Here is a 22,357-nt window from a genome sequence, read left to right on the forward strand (position 1 = left end):
GCTCACACCCACGTCCGGGGGCGGGCCCGGTTCGCCCGCTCCACCATCTCGATCCTCGACTCGGCCCGGTCGGACAACCGCGCCAACACTCGATAGGAGTGTTCCAGGGCGAGGCGCAGTTCCCGCTCGGTGGCGGGATGTCCGAGGACGGTCCGCGTGGCGGGCCGTCCCGCCGGTCCCTTCCCCGTCGACGCCTCGGCAACCGCCGATCCGGACGGCTCCGTTGATCCGGATGTTGCCGTTGATCCGGGCGTCGCCGCCGATCCGGACGTTGCCCCCGAGCCGGGCTTCGCCGCCGTTCCAGAACCGGCCGCACCGGTCGCACCGGTCGCACCGGTCGCACCGGTCGCACCGGCAGCACCGGCAGCACCGCCCGCCCCGCCCTCGCCCGGCATGCCCGCCAGCACCCAGCCCAGCGCCGAGTCCAGGACCTCGACGGCGAGTTCCTCGCGCCGACGGGCGTCCAGGGTCAGCGCGGCCAGCTGCTCCGAGCAGCGGCTGAGCTCGGGGCCGAGCGGCTCCTCGGCGGCCCGGCCGCGCAGCCGGGCCCGGACCGCGCCGATCCGGGCGGCGGTGAAGTGGGTGGACGCCTCCGGCACCAGTTCCAGCGCGGCGACCGCGCCGGGCCGGTCGCCGGCCGCCAGCCGGACCCGGGCCAGGCCGAACGCGGCGCTGACGTACGACCGGTCGGTGGTGGCGACCAGCCGGTGGAACTCGGTGGCGTCCTCGTGGTTGTCCAGCAGTTCGGCGCAGAGCGCGAGCGCCAGCTTGGGCGCGGGCTCGCCGGGGAAGGCGTCGTAGATCGCGTCGAAGGACTCGGCGGCGGCCTGCGCCCGCCCGGCGGCCAGGGCGGCGAGGCCGCGGTACCAGACCACCCGCCAGTCGTCGGCGTGCTCGCTCTCCAGCTTCCCGAGCTCCTGGCCGGCCCGGTCGTGGTCGCCGAGTTCGAGGTGGGCGCGCAGCCGGCGCAGCCCCAGCTCCGCCGAGTCGCCCGGCGCCGCGGCCAGGGCGGTCAGCGCGTCGGCCGGGTCTCCGGCGAATAGGGCGGCGAGGAAGCCCGCGTTGGGGTCGGCCGGGTCGGTCCGGGGGACCGGCAGGGCCAGCGCGGCGGCCGCCGGGTCGATCGGGCCGGTGGCCAATTCGTTGTCGAAGACCCGCAGTTCCGGCCCGAAGAGGGTGGAGGGGGCGGGCCGGGGACGGCCGTCCTGGAGCGCGAGGACCTCGCGCAGCACGCCGGTCAGCTGGTCGGCCATCTCCTCGGCGGAGGAGAAGCGGCGGGCCGGGTCCGGGTCGGTGGCGCGCACCAGCAGCCGGTAGTACGACTCGTAGCGGGCGAACAGCTCGACCTGCTCCGGGCCGGGCAGTTCGTGCCGGTAGGTGGTGGAGTAGCCCTGGAAGTCGAAGGTGAGCACGGCCAGCGTGCGGGCCACGGTGTACAGGTCGGAGGCGGCCGACGGCCCGTCGGTGGCGATCTCCGGGGCCTGGTAGCCGTGGGTGCCGAAGATCGGGCCGTCGTCGTCGAGGCGGCGGACCGCGCCCATGTCGATGATCTTGAGCGAGTCCTCGCTCTGGATCACGTTGTCTATCTTGAAGTCGCAGTAGACCAGCCCGCGGCTGTGCAGGTAGCCGAGCGCGGGCAGCGCCTCCAGCGCGTACGCGAGCGCCTGCTCGACCGGCAGCGGGTCGCGCCGACCGTCCGGGGTGCGCCGCTCGTTGGCGATGTCCTTGAGCGACTTGCCGCCGACGTACTCCATCACGATGTAGCCGTCGGTGGAGCCGGTCCGGGCGTCCGGGTGCTCGGCGAAGTTGATGATGCGGACGATGTTCGGGTGGTCGACCTCGGCCAGGAAGCGGCGCTCGGCGACGGCCGCGGCCAGCGCGTCCTCGTCCCCGGTGTCCAGCAGGCCCTTGAGCACGACCCACTTGTCGTTGACCCGGCGGTCGATCGCCAGGTAGATCCAGCCCATCCCGCCGTGTGCCAGGCAGCCCATCACCTCGTACTGGCCGCCGACCAGGTCGCCGCGGCGCAGCTTCGGGGTGAAGGAGTAGACGGTTCCGCACTTGGTGCAGAAGCCCTCCGGCCGGCCCGGCCGGCCGCCGCGCTCGCGGCCGACCTCGGTGCTGCACTTCGAGCAGTACCGCTTGTGCTCGGGCACCTCCGCGTTCTCCAGGACGGCCGTGCTCGGGTCGAGCGCGGCGACCGGCGGCACGCTGACCAGGCCGGCGCCCAGGTTGCCGCGCCGGGCGGTGCCGGTGGAGCCGCGGGAGCTGAGCACCGAGACCGAACGGCCGCTGCCGGTCCGGGAGGAGCGGTGCGAGCGGGAGCGGCCGGACATGGTCCGCACCGAGCCGGAGCGGCTGGAGCCCGGCGAGGAGAGCCGGGGCGCGGGCACCTGTGGTGCGCCGCCGCCCGCCGCCGGTTCCAGCCCGCACTCGTCGCAGAACCCGTCGGGGTCGATGGTGCCGGTGCAGTCCCTGGCACAGCGGTCACCCGGCCCGCCCGGACCCCCACCCGGCCCGCTCCCAGCGCCCCCTCCTGCGACCGGGCCCGCCGACGCCGGTTCCGGTGCGAGTCCGCACTCGTCGCAGAACCCGTCCGGGTCGATGGTGCCGGTGCAGTCCGGCTGTGCGCACGCCTCAGCCATCCGAGTCGTTCCCCCCGCTCGTCGCTTGTCTCTCCGGTGCGCGCAGCGCCTGCTGGAAGCGGGTGACCGCCTCCGCGGCGGCGCGCAGGTCGCACGGCGCGCTCCACAACAGCCAGCGCGCCTTCTCGAAACGCTCCACCACCACCGGGTCCTCGGCCAGGCCGAACCGGGCGGCCATCGCCTTGTACGCCTCCAGCCGGCCGCGCAGCTCGGCGCGGACGGCCAGCGGCTGGGCCACCTCGGTCAACGAGTGCCGGGCCCGGGTCAACTCCTTGGCGGCGGCGTCCTCCAGGGCGTCCAGCAGCTGCCCGAGCCGGTGCCACTGGCCGGTCTGCTGGTACTCCACCGCCAGGACGATCCGCTCCCGCAGCGCCGAGGCCGGTCCGGGCACCGCCGGGACCTCGGTGGACGCGATCTTGGCCAGTACCTCGCCGCGGGCCCGGCGGGCCTCGGCCAGCGTGGCGTCGGCCCGCTGCAGCAGGTCGGCGACCTGCTGCAGCCGCTCGTGCGACTCGTCGCGCAGCCGCAGCAGCCCCTCCAACTCCACCCGGATGTCGTCCAGGTGGCGGCCGGCCCGGTCGAAGCCGGTGGTGTCCACCGCGCCGCTCGGCGAGGCCCAGGCGCTCGCCTCGGAGGCGGTGCCGCGCTGCGCCGGCACCCGGGCGGGCCGCCACAGGGCCAGCGGGTCGGCGAGCACCTCGGTGCGCAGCGCGGTCAGCTCCTCGGCCAGCCGGGTCAGGTCGTCGCCGAGCGGGTGGCCGCCGGGGCGGACCCCGACCGAGAGCGCCAGCATCTGCACCCGGCCCAGTTCGGCCAACAGCAGGTCTATCCGGGCGGGCAGCGCGGTCCAGACGGCGTCGGCGGCGTTGACCACCTCCAGCACGACGGCGTACCAGCCGTTCATCCGGTCCATCAGCTCGGTCAGCGTGACCCGCTCGACCAGCCGGACCTGGGCGCCCAGCTGGCCGACCGCTTCCGGCAGGTGACCGCCGGAGACGGTCACGGCGGCGCCGGTGAGCAGTTCGCTGAGTTCCGCCAGTTCGGCGCTGCCGGGCTTGCCGCGCCGGGCCCGGACGGCCCGGGCCGAGGCGAGCGCCTCCGCGTAGCGGTCGAACAGCGCCCAGAGCAGCGCCAGCCCCTGTTCGGCGACGGCCCACCGCTCCTGGGTGCGCCCGGTCAGGGCGGCGCCGTCCAGCAGCCGCCGTCCCGGATGGTCCTGCAGGGAGAGCAGTGCCGCCTCGACGGCGTCGCGCTCCTCGCCGCGTCGGGTGAGGACGCGGTCCACCTCGTCCCGGCTCATCACCGGACCGGCCGTTCCTGCCATTGCGGGTCCTCCTCTCGGGCCTGGCGTACTGGCGGGCGGTTGCGCATTGACGGATTGTCGGTCACGAGGGCCGCGGCCGTGCCCCGTCGGCTGAAAGTCTCCCGGATGGCGGAGCGCGGACCCACGCCGGTACCGGGCTTTGACGCCCCCTTGACGATCGCGCTACGGCAGGTAGCCGTCCGGTGACGCTCCCATGGTCGGCGCGAGCCACCGGTCGTAGCTGGCCCGCCAGTCCCCGTTCGCCTTCCGCTCGGCCAGCACCTGGTTGACCCAGGCGACCAGGTCGGTGTCGGCCTGGTTCATCCCGACGCCCATGTAGCCGGGGGCGATGGTCTCCGGGACCAGCCGTACGGTCGGGTCCTGGGCGACCTGGGCGGCGGCCAGCACGTTGTCGGTGAGGGTGGCGTCCACCAGGCCCTGCTGCATCAGCACCAGGCAGTCCAGCTGGTTCTCCACCGTACGGACCTCCGCCGTGCCGCGGCCGTCCCGCTTCAGCTCGGCCTGGCTGGACGAGTTGTCGGCCACGCACGCGCGCTTGCCGCGCAGCGCCTCGGCGAACCCGGTCGCCTTCGCGGCGCGCGGCACCACGAGTTGCTGGGTGACCCGGAAGTACGGGGCGGAGAAGGCGATGTCCTTCTTCCGGTCGCAGGTGACGGACATGGTGCGCACCACCATGTCCACCTCGCCGCCCTTGATCGCGTCGATCCGCCGGGCGGTCGGCACGGTCTTCAGGGTCACCTTGTCCGGGTCGCCGAGGATCGACTTGGCGAGGGCGTGGACGAGGTCGATGTCGAAGCCCTCGATCCGGCCGGTCTGCGGGTTGCGGAAGCCCCAGTTGTAGCTGTTCTGGTCGACTCCCACCACCAGCGAGCCGCGTTCGCGGATCTTCCTGATCCGGGCGCCGTTCGGGTTCTTCGCCGGCGGTTCGCTGGCCGTCAGGTCGCAGCCGTCGTCCGCCATCGGGGCCAGCCCGGGGGCCGTCGAGGCCGTCCGGGGCGCCCCCGCGGGCACGCCCTGCGAGCTTCCGGCGCCCAGCGCTCCGGCGGCCAGCACCACGGCCGCCACCAGCGCCCTGGCCCGTACCGTCCGCATGATCGGTGTCATCGTCCGTCCCCCCGTTCTACCGGTACTCGGCCAGCCGGCGGCCGATGCCGCGCAGCACTCCGCCGACCGCCAGCGCGGTCAGCACGGCCGCGGCCGCCGCGTACACCTCCAGGAAGCCGTCGACCCCGCCCGCGGCGGCCTCGAAGTCGTGCTGCTCGGCGGTGGCGGCCTCGGCCAGCTTCCGGTCCATGGTGGTGAACGCGGCGTCGGCCGTGTCGTTCCCGCCGGAGCTGAGCGTCCCCCGCAGGGCCGCGTCGTAGTCGCCCGCACTGTCCTTGTCGGCGGCCGCCCGGTGCCGGGACAGCCAGTCGGCGAAGGCCCGCTCGGCCTCGGCGGCGGGCCGCTCGGCGTCCGGACGGCCCGCGGCCACCGCGTGGCCGAAGGAACCCGCCTGCGCGGCGGGCGCGTTCAGCGGGTCGACCAGGGCCGACCAGCGCTTGGTGTACGTGTCGGTGGAGCCGCGGGCGACCAGGTTGAGGTTCTCCGCCGCGTGGGCCTGCAGCGCGGCGATCCGGACGTGGTCGAGCTCCCGCAGCGGCTGGGACCCGTCGCGCCGGCTGGTCGCCAGCGCGGCGCCGGCGGACGCGGACGCCGCGGTCAGCCACACCACCGCCAGCAGGACCGCCGAGGTGGCGGTCAGCAGGCCGGTGTTGAACACCCGGTTGGTCCGCCGGAACAGCACCACCTGGTAGCGGACCAGCGCGCCCAGCGCCACCAGCCCGAGCAGCAGCGCGGCGACCGGGAAGGACGACGCGTCGCCGTGATCGGCGTCCAGCCGCCCGGACTCGGCGTCCACCAGGGACTGGGCCAGCGGCAGCATGGTGTCCTGCATCAGTGCCGAGGCGTACCGCAGATAGGCGCCGCCGAGCGGCAGCCCCTGCCGGTTGTCGGCCCGCGCCGTCTCCACCAGACCCGCGTAGCGCGGCAGTTGCCGGTTGAGCTCGGTGATCGGGCGCTGCGCCCCGGGGGACGAGCCGGTCCGTGCGGCGGCCTCCGAGAGCAGCCGGGAGGCAGTGGCCAGGTCGTCCTCGTACCGCTGCCGCACCGCGGCCGGCTCGTCGGCCGCGAGCAGGAAGCCGGCCGCCGCCGTGGTGTCCGCGTCGGCCAGCGAACGGTAGATCTCCGCCGCGTCCTGGCTCAGCGGCTCACTGCCCGAGACCACCCGGCCGGCGGCTGTCGCCCGTGTGCTCACCTGCTCCACGGCCACCGCGCCGAACAGCACGACCAGCGCGGCCAGGGCCGCCCCGGCCACCCGCAGCCGGCCGGGCGGCGTGCTCGCCGCCTGCCGAAGCCGGGCCGAGGCCCCGCGTCTTGCTCCGGGAACGGTCGCGACCGTCCCCTGGCTCTCCGTGACCACCGGTGTCGCCACCGCCCCCACCCTCCCCTGTGGCCCGACCCTGTCGGGGCGGGCCTCGCCCGCAGCAGAAGTATGGCTGCGGGTGGCGACGATCACACCTGAGTTGCGCCGTACTTGAGGTTCCGGTTCCGCCCGGCCCGCGTCGGCCCGGGTGTGGTGCGACTGCGACGACGCCGACCGGCGGCCCGCCGGTTCCGGGCGCGGGCGGCGGAGCGCGGATTTGTAGCATGGGGGCATGCGCCTGATCGGAACCGTCTCCCCGGACCGCCCCCTGCTCGTCGTCGCCGTCCGTGAGGAGGCCGCCCACCTGGACGAGCGGCTGCCGGTCCTGCTCACCGGGATCGGGAAGATCAACGCGACCGCCGCGCTGGCCACCGTCCTGGCCCGCGGCGAGCGCCCCTCGGAGATCGTCAACCTGGGTACCGCCGGCGCCCTGAAGTCCGGCTGGGCCGGGACCCACGAGATCGCCCGGGTGCTGCAGCACGACATCGACACCCCCGCACTGGAGGCCCTCACCGGCCGCAGCTACGGCGCTCCGCTCACCCTCGGCAGCGCGCCCGGTCCGGTCCTCGCCACCGGCGACCTGTTCGTCTCGGACGAGGAGGCCCGCGCCCGCCTCGCCCGCAGCGCCGACCTGGTCGACATGGAGGGCTACGCGGTGGCCGTGGTCGCCCGGCGCGCCGAGCTGCCGGTCCGGCTGGTCAAGCACGTCAGCGACGAGGCCGGCGAGGGCGCCGGCAACAGCTGGCGCGACGCGGTGGACGGCTGCGCCAAGATCCTCGCCGAGTGGGTGGCCGAGCACCTCCACTGAGCGGCCCGCCGCACTGTCGACCGACGCGCCCGGCCGCCCGCTCACCTGGAGCGGGCGGCCGGGCGCGGTCGTTCAGTCCGGGCGGCACAGGGCGGCACAGGGCGGCACGATGCAGCCGCCGGGCGGGTCAGGCGGCGGCCAGGACCGCCTCGGTGGTCACCACCTTGGCGAACCGCATGGTGTGCAGCACCGCGGCGGTGGCCTTCGCCAACTGCTCGGCGGGGATGGACTCGCCGTCCGGGCCCGCCATCGCGAAGGTGTGCATCGCGTCCACGGGGAAGATCACGTCGTAGCCGAGGTTGCCGCCCATCCGGGCCGTGGTCTCGTTGCACACATTGGTCATGATCCCGATCGTCACCAGCTGGGTGGCGCCGCGCTCCTGGAGCCAGGCGTGCAGGTCCGGGGTGCCGTAGAAGGCGCTGTTGACCGTCTTGGTGATGTGCAGGTCCGCCTTGACGTCGGCCAGGACCGGCTTCAGCTCGTACCCGGGGGTGCCGGGCTCCAACGGGCCGCGCGCCGAGCCGTGCTGGACGGTCACGATCGGGCGGCCGGTGCGCTCCCAGGCGGCGACCAGGTCGGCGATCCGCCGCTCCGCCCCGGGGTTGTCCCGCTCGCCCCAGAACTCCTCGTCCTCGAAGCCCTGTTGCACGTCGATCACGATCAGGACGGCGTCGTCGGAGAGGCTGAGCGGGGCGTCGAATGCGCTGGTGTTCGTCATGGCTCCATCCTGCGATCGACCGGGCCGGGCCGGTGAGGGGCGGGAAAGCCCCTCATCGATACATTCCTGCCATGCGAACGGTGAGCTGCCTGATCTTCGACGGGGTACGGCCCTTCGACTACGCGGTGATCGGCGAGGTCTGGGCCAACCGGGTCAGCCGCCCCGGCCTGCCCGCCTTCGACCTGCGGGTCTGCGGCCCGGTGGGTGCCCGGGTCCGCCTCGGCGGTGGCCTCGAACGCGTCCCGGACGCCGGACTCGACGCGCTCGGCGACAGCGACCTGGTGGTCGTCCCCGGCATGGAGGACCCGCTCGCCCCACCCGACCCGGCGCTGCTGGACGCCCTCCGCGAGGTCCACGCCCGCGGCGTGCCGATCGCCTCGCTCTGCGCCGGAGCCTTCCTGCTCGCCGCCGCCGGCCTGCTGGACGGCCGCCGCGCCACCACCCACTGGTGGGTCGCCACCGAACTCGCCGCCCGCCACCCGGCGGTGGACGTCGACCCGGACGTCCTGTTCACCGGCGACGGCCGGGTGTGGACCTCGGCCGGGGTCGCCGCAGGCATCGACCTGTGCCTGCACCTGGTCCGCGCCGCCCACGGCCAGCGGGCCGCCGCCGCCATCGCCCGTGCCATGGTCACCGCCCCCTTCCGGGCCGGTGGCCAGGCCCAGTTCATCCCCTCCCCGGTCCCCACCGAGACCGACCGCGAGGACCCGCTGGCCGCGGTCCGCTCCGCCGTCCTCGCCGCCCTCGACCAACCGTGGACGGTCGCCCGGATGGCCCGGGCCGCGACCATGGCCGAGCGCACCTTCGCCCGCCACTTCACCGCCGCCACCGGCACCCCGCCGCTGCGCTGGCTGCTGGAGCAGCGCGTCCTGGCGGCCCAGCGGCTGCTGGAGGAGACCGACCTGCCGGTCGACGAGATCGCCGTCCGCTGCGGTTTCGCCTCCGCGGTCTCGCTGCGCCCGGTCTTCACCCGCCGCGTCGGCGTCGCCCCGCGCGACTACCGTCGCACCTTCCGCGGCCGCGAGGCCTGACCCGAAGCCGCTGCTGTCCCGCCGCCGGAGCCGGGCCGGGTGTGCGGACCCGGGGGCCGGGCCTCCGGCGGCGGGGGTTCGAGTGGCGGGTGTTCAGGCGGCGACGGGGTGGCTGTCGGCGTACGCGTCGCGCAGGCGTTGCTGGGCGTCGGGGCCGGCGCCGAGCTGGTCGAGACCGAGCAGGGCCGCGCCGAGGACCGGCGGGGCGACCACGATGCGCGGCTCGGCGAGCGGCGCGGCGGCGGCCAGCCGGGCGGTCACGTTGTCGATCAGCAGGGGTCTGCGGGCGGCCAGGACGCCGCCGCCGAGGACCACCGGGGTCGGTTCGCCGAGCAGCCCGAGCCGGGTCAGCGCGATGACCGCGAGCCGGGTGATCTCGTCGGCCTGGCGGTCGATCAGCTGCAGGGCGATCGGGTCGCCGGCCTCGGCGGCGGCGAACAGCACCCGCACCACCTCGTGCAGCCGGTCCCGGTCCAGGTGGCCCAGGTGCATGGACTCGGCGACCGCGGTGGCCCCGGCGAGTCCGAAGTGCGCGCCGATCATCGTGGAGAGCAGGGTGGCCCCGCCGCGCCCGTCCTCGGCCCGGGTGGCGTGCCACATCGCCTCCGAGGCCAGTCCGCCGCCGCCGCCCCAGTCGCCGGTCAGCGTGCCGAGCGCGGGCCAGCGCGCGGTCCGCCCGTCGGGCAGCAGTCCGACGCAGTTGATGCCGGCGCCGCAGACGACCGCGACCCCGCGCGGGCCGTCGGTACCGGCCCGGAGCAGGCCGAAGGTGTCGTTGGCGACGGTGGTGCGGATGCCCCAGCCGTGTGCGGCCAGGGCGGCGTGCAGCCGCTGTTCCTCGACCGGCAGGTCGGCGTTGGCGAGGCAGGCGCTGACGTGGCTGGTCAGCGGGGTGGCGCCGGGGGCGAGTCCGGCCTGGGCGGCGGCGGCCTCGACCAGCGGGGCGAGGGCGGCGACGGTCTGCTCGTAGCCGTCCAGTTGCGGCTGGAAGCCGCCGCCGCGGGCGGTGCCGAGCACCCGCCCGTCGGCGGTGACCAGGGCGACGTCGGTCTTGCTGTTGCCGGCGTCGATGGCGAGGACGCCGGGGAGTTGCTCGTGCTGCCGGCGGCTCATCGGCCTGTCCCCCCAGGGTGGTGCGTGGTCGTCATGGCGGCTGTTCACGCCCAGCCCAGGTGGGCCCGGTTGTGGGCGATCAGCCGGTCGGTGAGCCGGTCGGCGAGGTCGAGCTGGCCGACCAGCGGGTGGGCGAGCAGGGCGTCGAAGACCCGGTCGCGGCCGCCCTTGAGCGCGGCTTCCAGGGCCAGGTGCTCGTACGCGGTGACGGCGGCGATCAGGCCGGCGTACAGCGGTTCGACCGGACGCTGCGGCAGCGGGCGGACTCCGTCCGCGTCGACCTCGGCGGGGACTTCGATCACCGCGTCGTCGGGCAGGAACGGCAGGATGCCGTCGTTGCGGGTGTTGACCACCTGGACGCTGGTACCGCCGGCCGTGCCGCCGCCGGTGCCCAGCAGCGAGGCGATCAGCTGGACGGCGGCCTCGGAGTAGAAGGCGCCGCCGCGCTTGCCGAGCAGGTCGGGCTTGGTGTCCAGGGTGGGGTCGGCGTACAGGTCGAGCAGTTGCTTCTCGATCGCGGCGACCTCGGCGGCCCGCGAACCCTTCTCCTTCAACTCCTCGACCACCAGGTCGTGCTGGTAGAAGTAGCGGAGGTAGTAGGAGGGCACCACGCCGAGCCGACGGATCACCGGCAGCGGCAGGTGGAGGTCGGCGGCGAGGGCTTCGCCGTGTGCCGCGAGCAGCTCGGGCAGCACCTCGCGACCGTCGGCGGAGCCGGGCGCGTCCAGCAGGGTGACGCCGCGCTCCCAGGTGAGGTGGTTGAGCCCGACGTGGTCGAGCCGGACCAGTCCGGGGTCGACACCCAGGTGGGCCGCGAACTTCCGCTGGAAGCCGATCGCCACGTTGCACAGGCCGACCGCGCGGTGGCCGGCGGTCTGCAGCGCCCGGGTGACGATGCCGACCGGGTTGGTGAAGTCGACGATCCAGGCGGCCGGGTTGGCCCGGCGGACCTGCTCGGCGATGTCCAGCACCACGGGTACGGTGCGCAGCGCCTTGGCGAGGCCGCCGGCGCCGGTGGTCTCCTGGCCGACGCAGCCGCACTCCAGCGGCCAGGTCTCGTCCTCGTTCCGGGCGGCCTGTCCGCCGACCCGCAGTTGCAGCAGGACGGCGTCGGCGCCCTGGACGCCGGCGGCGACGTCGGGGGCGGTGGTGACGGTGGCGGAGTGGCCCTGCCGGGCGAAGATCCGGCGGGCCAGGCCGGCGATCAGCTCCAGCCGGTCGGCGGCCGGGTCGATCAGGACCAGTTCGCCGATCGGGAGGGTCTCCCTCAGCCGGGCGAAGCCGTCGATCAGTTCGGGCGTGTACGTGGACCCGCCGCCGACGATGGCCAACTTCAGTGCGGACATCAGCCCTTGACCCCTGTCAGTGTGACGCCTTCGATGAAGGCTCTCTGGGCGAAGAAGAACAGGACGATCACCGGTGCCATCACCAGCAGGGTGGCGGCCATGGTGAGGTTCCAGTTGGTGTGGTGGGCGCCCTTGAACGACTCCAGTCCGTAACTGAGCGTCCAGGCGCCCTCGTTCTCGCTGGCGTAGATCTGCGGGCCGAAGTAGTCGTTCCAGCAGTAGAAGAACTGGAACAGCGCGACCGCGGCGATCGCCGGGCGGGCCATCGGCAGCACCACCCGCAGCAGGGTGCGCAGTTCGCCGCAGCCGTCGATCCGGGCGGCCTCCAGGTACTCCCGCGGGACGGTCAGCAGGAACTGCCGCAGCAGGAAGATGGAGAAGGCGTCGCCGAACAGCATCGGGATGACCAGCGGCCAGAGCGAGCCGGTGAGGTGGAGCTGCTTGGCCCAGAACAGGTACATCGGGATGACGGTGACCTGCGGCGGGAGCATCATCATCGAGATGACCGCGGTGAGCGCGAGGCCCCGGCCGCGGAAGCGGAACTTGGCGAGCGCGTACGCGACCGGCAGGCTGGAGACCACGGTCAGCACCGTGCCGGCGCCCGCGTACACCAGGGTGTTGCGCCACCAGGTGAGGAAGCCGGGGGTGTGCCAGACCTTGGCGTAGTTGCCCCAGCGCCACTGGTGCGGCCACAGTTCGGAGGTGAGGGCCTGCTGGTCGCTCATCACCGAGGTGAGGAAGACGAACACGAAGGGCAGGACGAAGAACAGCGCCGCCGCGACGGCGAGCGAGTGGACGGCCAGCCAGTGCAGCGCGGCGCGCCGGCGGGCGATCCGGGCCGCGGCCGGGCGGACGGCCGCCCGGGCGGGCAGGGACGAGGCGAGTGCCATGGGTGTCAGTCCTCCCCGACCAGGCCGGCGCCGCGGCGCAGCAGCACCGAGGTGAAGGCCATCGAGATCGCGAACAGGATCACCGCGACCACGCAGGCCGAGCCGGTGTCGAAGCGCTGGAAGCCGAGGCTGTAGACCATCTGCGGCAGCGTCCAGGTGGAGCCGTGCGGGTAGCCGGGCTCGAACTGCTGGCCGGAGCCGCCGATCACGCCGCTGGCGACCTTCCCGGCGACGATCGCCTGGGTGTAGTACTGCATGGTCTGGATCACGCCGGTGACCACGGCGAACTGCACGATCGGCGAGATGTTCGGGAGGGTCACGTAGCGGAACCGCTGCCACGGCGAGGCGCCGTCCAGCTCGGCGGCCTCGTACTGCTCGCGCGGGACGTCCAGCAGGGCGGCCATGAAGATCACCATCAGGTCGCCGATGCCCCACAGCGCCAGCAGGGTGAGCGCGGGTTTGGACCAGCTCGGGTCGGTGAACCAGCCGGGCTGCGGCAGTCCGAGCTTGCCGAGCAGGTGGTTGACCGGCCCGGTGCCGGGGTTGAGCAGGAAGGCGAACGCCATCGTGGCGGCCACCGGCGGGGCCAGGTACGGCAGGTAGAAGGCGGTCCGGAAGAAGCCGGCGCCGGTCTTCACCTTGGTGATCAGCAGGCCGATGCCGAGCCCGAAGGCGACCCGCAGGGTGACCATCACGGCCACCAGCCACAGGGTGTTGCCGAGCCCGGTCCAGAAGAACGGGTAGTGGTTGAAGACGTAGTCCCAGTTCTTCAGGCCGGCGAAGGTCGGTGCGGTGAAGCCGTCGTACCGCATGAAGGAGAAGTAGACGGTGGAGAGCAGCGGGTAGGCGAAGAAGACGCCGAAGCCGATCAGCCAGGGGGAGAGGAAGGCCGCCGTGCGGACGGCCTCGCGGCGGCGCTTGCGGCGCAGCGCGGGCGGGGTGGGGAGCTGAAGTGCCATGGCGTCGGTGTCACTTCGCCTGGTCGACGGCGGCGTCGATCTCCTTGGCCGTGGCGGTCAGCCCGGCCCCCAGGTCGGTCTGCCGGCCGGCCTCGACCTCGTAGCTGAGGTTCTGCAGGGAGACCTGGTAGGCGCCGCCGTTGATCGAGGCGGGGGTGGTGGCGGAGTGCGGGTTCTTCGCGATGTCCAGGAAGGTGCGGAAGTTGGCGTCGGCGTCCAGCTTGGGGGAGGACAGCGCGGCGAGGGTGCTGGGCACGTTGTGGATCGCGTTGGCGAAGGAGACCACCGCGTCGGTGTCGGTGGTCAGGTACTTGACCAGCTCCCAGGCGGCGGTCTGCTTCCGGCTGCCCTTGGCGATGCCGACGATGGTGCCGGTCTGGTAGCCGCGGCCGTAGTTCGCGGCCTGGTCGTCCGGCACCGGGAACGGCGCGGTGGCCCACTCGAAGGCGGGCTTGTCCTCGGCGAGCGACGCGGTCCGCCACTCGCCGTCCAGCGCCATCGCCACCTGCCCGGTGGTGAACGGGTTCTTGGCGCTGAACTCGTCGCCGAAGCCCGTGCGGTACTTCTCCAGCCGGTCGAAGCCGCCGAGCTTGTCGACCAGCGACTTCTGCCAGGTCAGGGCCGCCGCCACGGTGGGGTCGGTGGCCACGTTCGACCTGCCGTCGGCGCCGAAGTAGGTGGACCCGTACTGGCCGAGGTAGTGCGCGATGGCGGTCTCGTAGCCGTGGTAGTTCGGCATGAAGCCGAGCTGCTTGTACGAGTCGCCGTCGGGCACGGTCAGCTTGGCCGCGTCGGCCTCGAACTCGCTGAAGGTCTTCGGCGGCGCGGTGATCCCGGCCGCGGCGAAGGCGGTCCTGTTGTAGTAGAGGCCGTAGGCGTCGCCGAGCAGCGGCAGCGAGCACTGGTCGCCCTTGAACTGCGTGTACTGGAGCATCGCGGCCGGGAAGGTCGCGGCCGGGTCGATGCCGTCCTTCTTCAGCAGCGGACCGAGGTCGGTCCACACGTTCGAGGCGCAGAACTTGCCGACGTTGTCGGTGGTGAAGGAGGAGACCACGTCGGGCGCGTCCGGGCCGCCCGCCCGCAGGGCCTGCTCGCTCTTGTCGTCGGCGATGTTGCCGACCACCTTGACGTGGATGTTGGGGTGCAGCTTCTCGAAGGCGGCCACGTTGTCGTTGATGGCCTTCACCTCGTTGTCCTGGCTCCAGCCGTGCCAGAAGGTGATGGTGACGTCCTTTCCGGCGGCCGAACCGTCGTCGCCGCCCCCGTCGCCGGTGCCGGTGCAGGCGGTCGCCAGCAGCGCCAGGCAGGCGGCGGAGGCGAGGGCGGCGGGCGTGCGCAGGGTGCTGCGGTTGATGACCATGCGGGGGCTCTCCTGGGGGTACGGGGGCAGGCGGCAGGGCCCGTCGGCCCGTGTGCGGGGGATGGGAGCGTGGTGCGGTGGTGCGGGCCGGGCATCGGGGTGGTCAGCGGGTGGTGAAGAGGGCGTCCCGGGCGGTGGCGAGGGCGCGCTGCAGGGCGCCGTGCAGGACGGGTGAGCCCGGTACGGCGGAGCAGCGCACCTCCGGCCGGGGGATGGAGATCCGGTGCAGCGCGTCCTGGACCAGGGCCCGCAGGCGCTCGCCGCCGGCGGTCGGGGTGCCGCCGGAGAGCACCAGCAGCTCCGGGTCGACCACCGAGACGATCACCGCGAGGCCGACGGCCAGCCGGTCGGCCAGTGCGGCCAGGAAGGCCTCGCCCGCCGGGCTCTCCACGGCCAGGGCCACCGCCTGCTCGGCGGTCCCGGCGGTCAGCCCGTGCGCCTCGGCCAGGGCCAGCACCGCGGGCTCGCCGGCCAGCTCCTGGAAGCCGCCGGAGCCCTCCTTGCGCAGGTCGTCGACCACCGGCGCGCCCGGCACCGGCATGTAGCCGACCTCGCCGGCGCCGCCGGTGAAGCCGCGGTGCAGCCGGCCGGCGATCACGATCGCGGCGCCGATGCCCTCCTCGGCCCAGAGCAGGACGAAGTCCTCGCAGCCGGCCGCGGCGCCGACCGCCTGCTCGGCGACGGCCGCCAGGTTGACGTCGTTCTCCAGCGAGACCGGGGTGCCGATCGCCTCTTCCAGTTCGGCGATCAGCCGGGAGGAGTGCCAGCCGGGCAGATGCTCGGCGTAGCGCAGCTCGCCGGTGCTGGGGTCGAGGGCGCCGCCGATGCCGATCACGGTCTCCCGCAGGGCGTCCGCGGGCAGCCCGGCCAGCCGGACCGCCTGCGCCACCGCCCGGGCGGTGCGTGCCACCGTCTCGGCCGGCGGCCAGTCGGCGGTGGGCTCGCGGTGCTCGGCCAGCGTGACGCCGGTGATGTCGGCGACCGCCACCCGGACGTGGGTGCTGGTGACGTCCACCCCGGCGACGTACCCGGCGGCCGGGTTGACCTGGTACAGCTGCGCGTTCGGGCCGGGGCCGCCGGCGGTGGTGCCGACCGGGACGACCAGCCCGGCGGCCTCCAGCCGCGCCAGCAGCTGGGAGGCGGTGGGCTTGGACAGGCCGGTGAGGCTGCCGATCCGGGTGCGGGAGAGCGGCCCGTGGGCGAGCAGCAGCTCCAGCGCGGCGCGGTCGTTGATGGCGCGCAGCAGGCTGGGGGTGCCGGCCAGCGGGGTGCCGGTCTGCGGGGTGCCGGCCTGCGGGGAACGACGGGTGCGGGGGTTCTCGGTCACGGCCCTGATCCTCCTCTGCGCGGTGCGGTCCGGCCAACTGTTAGGAAAGTTTCCAATCGCGTGGTGGGTGGTGTCAAGAACGAAGAAAGCCCCGCTCCGGAGAGCGGGGCTTTCGTTATCGCGCGGTTACTCGGACTGCGTCACTCGGACTGCGCCGGGATCGGCTTGGTGGCCAGCGAGCGCGCCGAGGCCGGGTCGGCCAGCACCGACGGCGGCGCCACCTCCGGGACGGTCGGCGCCGCGGCGGCCGGCGCCGCCTCCTCCTTCAGCTTCACCCCGGCCAGGTCGAACGCCGCCTTCAGCCGCATCCGCAGCGTCCGCGACACCTGGGCCGCCCGGCCCGGCGTGCAGCGCGCCTCGATCCGCAGCAGCACCGAGTCGGCGGCCACCGACTCCACGCCCAGCACCTTCACCCGGCCCCAGATCAGCTCGTCGTACGGGGTCTCCTTGGACAGCTGCTCGGCGGTCTCCACGATCAGCGCCTCGACCTGCTCCAGGTTCTCCTTGTAGGCGACCTGGACGTCGACCGTCGCGGTGCCCCAGCCCTGGCTCATGTTGGCGACCCGCTTCACCTCGCCGTTGCGGATGTACCAGATCTCTCCGTTGGTACCGCGCAGCTTGGTCACCCGCAGGCCCACCTCCAGCACCGTGCCGGTGGCCACCCCGGTGTCGATCTCGTCGCCGACGCCGTACTGGTCCTCCATGATCATGAAGACCCCGGACAGGAAGTCCGTCACCAGGTTGCGCGCGCCGAAACCGATCGCCACACCGGCCACACCGGCACTGGCCAGCAGCGGCGCCAGGTTCACCCCGAGGGCCGAGAGCACCATCAGGGCGGCCGTGCCCAGGATGGTGAACGACGACACGCTGCGCAGCACCGAGCCGATCGCCTCGGACCGCTGCTGCCGCCGCTCGGTGTTCACCACCCCACTGTTCGCCAGCAGCCCGCCGATCATGCCCAGCTCGGCCTCCGCCTCGGCCGGACGGGCCATCCGCGCGATCAGCTTGTCGATCAGCTTGCGCACCGCCGCCCGCAGCACCAGGGCCAACAGCACGATGAAGACGATCCGCAGACCGGCCGCCAGCCAGCTCTGCCAGTTGTCGTCCAGCCAGCTCGCCGCCTGCTTGGTCGTGGTGGTCACGTCGGCGGTGCTGGTGGGCAGGTTGAACGTCGGAGGTGCGGTGTTCGGGGTGGAATCGGCGAGCATCGCCCCAGCCTATCGGCCTCGGCGGACCCTCCGGACACCCCGTCAGCGGGTCCCGGGTCCCCCGAAGGGGGCCCTCACCAGGGCCCCCGCGTGCATCGAGCGGCGCGACCGGGAATAAGGGATATGACGGAACGCACACCCCTCGGGCCCGGAGGAGTGCGGTCCGTTCACAGAGAAATGGTGGCGTCGTACGACGACGTAAGGCGACACTGGGGGAGATCACGCCTCGAAGGCGTGATCAAACCGCTCGTCCCGGCGCGAGCCACGCGCCGCAGGCGTCCAAGGAGGCCTCCGTGCCGCATGTCCTGGTCCTCAACGCGTCCTACGAGCCACTCGGGGTCGTATCGATGCGCCGCGCACTCATCCTGGTCCTCAACCACAAGGCAGTCAGCCTGGAGGACTCGGAGATCACTCTGCACAGCGCCACCGCCGTTCTTCCGGCACCGTCCGTCGTCCGACTGACCCGCTTCGTCCGGGTCCCCTACCGCGGGCCCGTCCCGCTCACCCGCCGCGCCCTGTTCGCCCGTGACCACGGGCGGTGCGTCTACTGCGGGGCCGCCGCCACCAGCGTCGACCACGTCATCCCGCGCAGCAGGGGAGGCCAGCACCGGTGGGACAACGTCGTCGCCGCCTGCCGCCGCTGCAACCACACCAAGGCCGACCGCCACCTCGCCGACCTCGGCTGGCGGATGAAGCACCCGCCCGCAGCACCCGCCGGCCTCGCCTGGCGGGTGATCGGCACCGGGATCAAGGACCCGCGCTGGCGGCCCTACCTGGAGCCGTACGGAGGACTGGAGCAGTTCCGGGACTTCGAGCACCACGACCATACCGACCACGGTGGTGCCCTCCCGGCCCCGCTCGGCCGGTCGCACCCCGTCCACCGCGGAGAGCACCCGGAGCCGCTCTCCGCCTGACAGACAAGGGCCTGCCCGTCACACACTCGGTATGCCTCATGGGCCGCCGGCGCACCCCAGCGGGAGCGTCGGCGGCCCGCCGTCTTGGTGCGCTACGGGGTCGTGCGCTACGGGGTCGACGTCACCGCGTAGAGCTCGACGCCGTACAGCGAGTAGCCGAACTTCGTCGCCCGGGACACGCCCTGCACCCGCAGGTACTGGGTGTTCGGCGCGTCGAAGCGGACCGTCTCATTGCCGCCCCGCCCGTCGTCGACGGAGGCGACGGTCGTCCAGGTGACGCCGTCGGTGGAGGCCTGGAGGCGGTAGGCGGAGGCGTAGGCGTCGTGCCAGTGGAGGACGGCCGAGCCGAGCCGGACCGGGGCGGGCAGCTTGAGCTGGACCCAGGCGTTGTCGGCGGGCGGCGCGGACCACCGGGTCTTGGGGTCGCCGTCGTTGATCGCGGCGGCCCAGAGCACGCTGGACTCGTCGCCCGAGGAGGAGGCGACGGCGGTGCGGGCCAGGTCGGCCCCGCCGGTGGGCGGCACCACGTGGACCTGGAGCACCTGCCGTACGGCGACGCCGCCGACGGTGAAGGTGAGCGGCACCTGGTACGTCCCGGACGGGGTGGTCGCGGCGGCGGTGATCTGCACCGGTGCGCCGATCTTCCCGCCGCGCGGCACGGTGACCGACCCGGTCGGGGCCACCACCAGGCCGGCGGCGACCGCGGGCACCTCGGCCTTCAGCTCGCCGCTGAGCCCGTCGGGGCGGGCGGATTCGAGCACGGCCCGGGTCTGGGCGGGCGCCGGGGCGCCGGCGATCACGTCGATGACCGGGTCGGCGAGGGTCAGCCGGGCGACCGGGGTGTCGGTGAACCAGGGGATGATCTGGTTGACCACCGGCGGCTCGCCGCCGGGTGCCCAGACCAGCCGGATGGCATCCGCGGGCTTCCCGCCGGCGCGCAGCTCGTTGTAGCCGGGCTGCACCGCGCCGATCGCCTCCCAGCTGCCGTCCGGTCGGCGGACCTGCACGGTCGCGGCGGCCCGCACGGTCGGGTCGGTGAGGACGGTGACCCGGTCGAGCGGGCGGGCGTTGCCCAGCTCGATGGTGAGCGGGGTGTCGCCGGCGGCCGGGGCGGCGGCGGCGCGGAAGGCGGTGTCGGGGTCGCCGTCGAGGACGGCGGAGGGCGAGGAGCCGGGGGCGGCGGGCGGGCCGCTGACCATCGCCGGGGTGTCCTCGGGCGCGGTGACGCTGAACTCGCGCACCGCCACGGCGGTCTTCTGACCGCTGGTGACGCGCAGCCGGACGGCCCGGGCCATGGTGCCGGCGGGGGCGGTGATCGAGACCGACTTCTGCTCGTGCACCTTGGCCAGCTGCTTCCAGCCGCCGGTGCCGGTGGTGTACTCGAGCACCCCGTCGTGCAGGTAGTCGTCGGTGGCGCTGGCCGCGTCCGGGCCGTCGCCCCAGGAGCCCATCAGGACGGTGACCTGGCCGAGCGGGCGCAGCGAGCCGAGGTCCAGCCCGACCGCGTCGCCGACCTGCGGCTGGGCGGAGGTCCAGTAGAAGGTGTCGGCGGCGCCGTCGGTCATCAGCGCGGGCACGTGGTCGTGCGCGGATCCCATGGTGGTGGTCGGACTGATCCCGCCCTCGGTCATCCCGGACCAGGTGTCGGCGGACTTCAGGGCCCGCTCCAGGAAGGCGTCGAGCACACCGGCGCCGACCGTGACGGGCGACTGCTCCAGCTGCTCGCGCTGCTGGCGGACCTCGACCCGGGCCTGCCACGCCGCGGTGCCGTCCCCGCCGCGCTGCGCGAGCAGCATGTCGACGGCGGTGCGCCCGGCCCGGCCGTACGCGGCGAGGCGGCTCAGCCACGGGGCGGCGTCGGCGGCGATCGGGTCGCCGGCCAGCGCCTGCGGTGCGTCCGCCATCGAGCCGAACGCCAGCCGCAGCGGGTCGGCGGCCTCCTTCAGCTTCGCCGGATCGGGCACGGCGCCCGAGGTGGGCTCCAGCGTGCTCCAGAACCGGTCCAGCAGCGGGGTCAGGTACGCCGACTCGTCCTTGCTCAGCGGGGAGGAGGAGCTGTTGCCGGCCAGCGCGGTGAGCGCGGTCAGCTGGGCGGGTCCGGCCGCCAGCGAGCGCAGCGCGGCCCGCCACGACTCCTGCGGCTGGTAGCCGTCGGGGCGCCAGCCGAAGTCCGCGGCGGTCGCCAGCGGCAGGCGGGAGGCCACCGGCTGGCTCATCGCGGAGGTCACCAGGGCGGCGGAGCGCTTGGCGACATCGGGATCGCGGCCGCTGTACGGGCCGAGGAACAGCCGGTCCGGCGCGGAGTCGTTCACCGGGTAGTTGTCGAGCGTCATCAGTGGCCGGCCGAACAGGCCCGAGGTGTCGCCGAGCTGACCGCCGGTCACCTGCTTGGGGATCACCCCGCCGCCGCTCCACGCCACCTGGACGCCCTGCGGCAACTCCGCGGCCAGCGCCGAGCGGTACGGGGATGCGCCCTGCTTCTGGTACTCGGTCGGCACCACGGACAGCGGCGCCAGCTCCGGGTGGCGGGAGATCAGCCGCTCCTGCACCTTGGCGACCAGCGCGGCCTGCGCCTTGGCCGCGGCCGCCGGCCCGGTGCCGTACGCCTTGCGGTCGTTGCCGCAGTGCCACTCGTCGTAGCTGACGTCCAGGAACTGCAGCTGGAACGCCCTGAAGCCGGCCTGGCGCAGCGAATCCAGCTTGGCGACCAGGGCGTCCACGTCCTTGGCCGAACTGAAGCAGAAGGACTGGCCGGGGTCGATCGAGTACGCCGCCGTCACGTGGTTCTGCCGGGCCTTCGCCGCGACCGCGCGCAGCTGGTCCAGCTGTGCGGCCGGGTACGGCTCGCGCCAGCGCTGCAGCCGGTACGGGTCACCGCCGGGGGCGTACAGGTAGTAGTTCTGCCGGGTGCGGCCGAGGAAGTCGAGCAGCGCGAGGCGCTCGTCGGTGGTCCACGGGGTGCCGTAGAAGGACTCCGCGGTGCCGCGCACCGGCGCGCCGCTCGGCCAGTCGCGGACCGAGACGCCGGGGAAGCCCCGCTCGCCCTCGGAGCCCTGGCCCTGGCCGGGCGCGATCGGCGCCAGCAGCTGGCGCAGGCTCTGCACCGCGTAGAAGGTGCCGGCGCCGTCGGCGCCGGCCACCACGACCGCACCGTACGCGCCGCCGCCGGGGGCGGGCAGCTGTCCGGCGCTGAGCACGTAACCGCCGGCCGGCAGGCCGTCGAGCGAGGGCGCCTCGGTGTCCTTCGCCCCGGTGGCCACCGCCAGTTCGCGCAGCGTCCGGTCGGTCGGGCCGCCCGCGCCCTCGCGCGGACCACCGACGTACACCACCAGCGAGCCGGCGGTCGGCGCCGGCGGCTCGGGCAGCGGGGTCACCTCGGTGGCGCCCGCCGTGATCAGCAGGTCGCGGAGCGCGTCCACCGCCGGGCCGTCCGCGCCGTCCGCGAGCACCAGGCTGACCGCGCGCGGCACCGCGACCGGCTTCCCGGCCGCCTGCAGCTGCTGCGGCCGCGGGAACACCTGCGGATCCGCCATCGAACCCAGCGGGAACTCGGCCGGCGCGGTGCTCACCGCGCGGCCCGAGGCGGGCTCCAGCGGGACGGCGTACCCGGGCGTGCTCACCAGCAGGCCGCCGACCACGGCCGCGGCCGACAGCGTCGCCGCCATCTGCAGCACTCCGCTGCGGCGCCCGGCCCTGCGCTCGGCGCGTACCGACGCCAGCAGCGGGGTGGTCCCCTTGATGTCCGCGATGAACCGGTCGGCGGCCTTCGGCGCCAACTGCCGGGCCGTCCGCGCGGCCGTCCGGCGCGCCGTCAGCGCGGCCGGATGGGCCAGGACGTCGCGAAGGGCCGCACTCTGCTCCAGTTGCTGCCTGAGCCGTCGCCCCGCCGCCACCGACACGCGCGCCTGCACGGAGCCTCCTCGCACCCGAAATCCCAGCTCACCGGTGCCGCCGCGACACACTGCCGGTCCGTCCCGCCGCCCGCCGGGCAGCGGGCCGCCCCAGCCCATCAGTTGGCCAGGGCACTGTCAACGTCGCTGCTGGATATGCCCGATATGTACTGAGCGGCTCCCGTTCGGGGACAGCGGAGCGCAGCGGGACGTGCACCCATCGGGGACGCGTGGACCCGCCGCGTCGGGCCGCCGGTTCACCCGTCCGGTGCCCGGCGCGGACGCGGCCCGTGTCGGTCGGGGTCGGGTGGCGTCCGTCCGGGTAGGACTGGGCTGTTCGCGTTTGGGCGTCCGAGGACG

16 protein-coding genes are annotated in these 22,357 nt (G+C 74.1%); 3 read left to right on the forward strand and 13 right to left on the reverse strand.

The window, feature by feature from the left end:
* Window positions 1–2: 2 nt before the first annotated feature.
* The 4 genes from FHR36_RS05345 to FHR36_RS05360 all read right to left on the reverse strand — a co-directional run bounded on the left by FHR36_RS05345 (window position 3) and on the right by FHR36_RS05360 (window position 6,442).
* Complete coding sequence (locus FHR36_RS05345; protein ID WP_253794173.1) at window positions 3–2,645, reverse strand: serine/threonine-protein kinase; 2,643 nt, start codon at window positions 2,643–2,645, stop codon at window positions 3–5.
* Window positions 2,638–3,969: a hypothetical protein gene (locus FHR36_RS05350; protein WP_253794174.1), complete on the reverse strand. Its 1,332-nt coding sequence runs from the start codon at window positions 3,967–3,969 to the stop codon at window positions 2,638–2,640. The genes FHR36_RS05345 and FHR36_RS05350 overlap by 8 nt, the downstream gene beginning before the upstream one ends.
* 162 nt (window positions 3,970–4,131) lie before the next feature.
* Window positions 4,132–5,073, reverse strand: a complete 942-nt coding sequence (locus FHR36_RS05355; RefSeq protein WP_253794175.1) for a glutamate ABC transporter substrate-binding protein — start codon at window positions 5,071–5,073, stop codon at window positions 4,132–4,134.
* A 16-nt stretch (window positions 5,074–5,089) separates the two neighbouring features.
* A complete protein-coding gene (locus tag FHR36_RS05360; RefSeq protein WP_253794176.1) occupies window positions 5,090–6,442 on the reverse strand; it encodes a GlnX family signal transduction membrane protein in 1,353 nt (450 codons plus the stop codon).
* A 223-nt stretch (window positions 6,443–6,665) separates the two neighbouring features.
* Between FHR36_RS05360 and FHR36_RS05365 the strand changes: the two genes are divergently transcribed.
* Window positions 6,666–7,241 carry a nucleosidase gene (locus FHR36_RS05365; protein ID WP_253794177.1) on the forward strand — a complete coding sequence of 192 codons (576 nt, stop codon included), beginning with the start codon at window positions 6,666–6,668 and terminating at the stop codon, window positions 7,239–7,241.
* 127 nt (window positions 7,242–7,368) lie between these two features.
* Here FHR36_RS05365 and FHR36_RS05370 read toward each other — a convergent pair whose 3' ends face one another.
* Window positions 7,369–7,959, reverse strand: coding sequence for a cysteine hydrolase family protein (locus FHR36_RS05370; RefSeq protein WP_253794178.1), 591 nt, complete (start codon window positions 7,957–7,959; stop codon window positions 7,369–7,371).
* Window positions 7,960–8,030: 71 nt separating this feature from the next.
* Here FHR36_RS05370 and FHR36_RS05375 point away from each other — a divergent pair, with 71 nt between their 5' ends.
* Window positions 8,031–8,990: a GlxA family transcriptional regulator gene (locus FHR36_RS05375; protein WP_253794181.1), complete on the forward strand. Its 960-nt coding sequence runs from the start codon at window positions 8,031–8,033 to the stop codon at window positions 8,988–8,990.
* Window positions 8,991–9,083: 93 nt separating this feature from the next.
* Here the strand turns inward: FHR36_RS05375 and FHR36_RS05380 are convergent, their stop codons facing one another.
* From FHR36_RS05380 to FHR36_RS05410, 7 genes are all read right to left on the reverse strand, one after another.
* On the reverse strand, window positions 9,084–10,103 hold the full coding sequence (locus FHR36_RS05380) for an N-acetylglucosamine kinase (protein ID WP_253794183.1): 1,020 nt from the start codon (window positions 10,101–10,103) through the stop codon (window positions 9,084–9,086).
* Between the two features lie 44 nt (window positions 10,104–10,147).
* Complete coding sequence (locus FHR36_RS05385; protein WP_253794760.1) at window positions 10,148–11,440, reverse strand: 6-phospho-beta-glucosidase; 1,293 nt, start codon at window positions 11,438–11,440, stop codon at window positions 10,148–10,150.
* Between the two features lie 8 nt (window positions 11,441–11,448).
* Window positions 11,449–12,339, reverse strand: coding sequence for a carbohydrate ABC transporter permease (locus tag FHR36_RS05390; RefSeq protein ID WP_253794185.1), 891 nt, complete (start codon window positions 12,337–12,339; stop codon window positions 11,449–11,451).
* Between the two features lie 5 nt (window positions 12,340–12,344).
* Window positions 12,345–13,298, reverse strand: a complete 954-nt coding sequence (locus FHR36_RS05395) for a carbohydrate ABC transporter permease (protein ID WP_253794187.1) — start codon at window positions 13,296–13,298, stop codon at window positions 12,345–12,347.
* Window positions 13,299–13,308: 10 nt separating this feature from the next.
* Window positions 13,309–14,658 carry an extracellular solute-binding protein gene (locus FHR36_RS05400; protein ID WP_253794189.1) on the reverse strand — a complete coding sequence of 450 codons (1,350 nt, stop codon included), beginning with the start codon at window positions 14,656–14,658 and terminating at the stop codon, window positions 13,309–13,311.
* 103 nt (window positions 14,659–14,761) lie between these two features.
* A complete protein-coding gene (locus tag FHR36_RS05405) occupies window positions 14,762–15,985 on the reverse strand; it encodes an ROK family transcriptional regulator (RefSeq protein ID WP_407660786.1) in 1,224 nt (407 codons plus the stop codon).
* A gap of 140 nt (window positions 15,986–16,125) precedes the next feature.
* Window positions 16,126–17,193, reverse strand: coding sequence for a mechanosensitive ion channel family protein (locus FHR36_RS05410; protein WP_253794191.1), 1,068 nt, complete (start codon window positions 17,191–17,193; stop codon window positions 16,126–16,128).
* Window positions 17,194–17,486: 293 nt separating this feature from the next.
* On the opposite strand from FHR36_RS05410, the gene FHR36_RS05415 reads away from it, so the two are divergent.
* The gene (locus FHR36_RS05415) at window positions 17,487–18,107 is read left to right on the forward strand and encodes an HNH endonuclease (protein ID WP_253794193.1); all 621 of its coding nucleotides are present in this window, start codon (window positions 17,487–17,489) and stop codon (window positions 18,105–18,107) included.
* A gap of 107 nt (window positions 18,108–18,214) precedes the next feature.
* Here FHR36_RS05415 and FHR36_RS05420 read toward each other — a convergent pair whose 3' ends face one another.
* Entirely contained in the window at window positions 18,215–22,018 is a 3,804-nt protein-coding gene (locus FHR36_RS05420) for a glycoside hydrolase family 84 protein (RefSeq protein ID WP_253794195.1), read from the reverse strand.
* Window positions 22,019–22,357 lie beyond the last annotated feature (339 nt).

Source organism: Kitasatospora cinereorecta (genome assembly GCF_024172095.1).
GTDB classification, from domain to species: Bacteria; Actinomycetota; Actinomycetes; order Streptomycetales; family Streptomycetaceae; genus Kitasatospora; species Kitasatospora cinereorecta.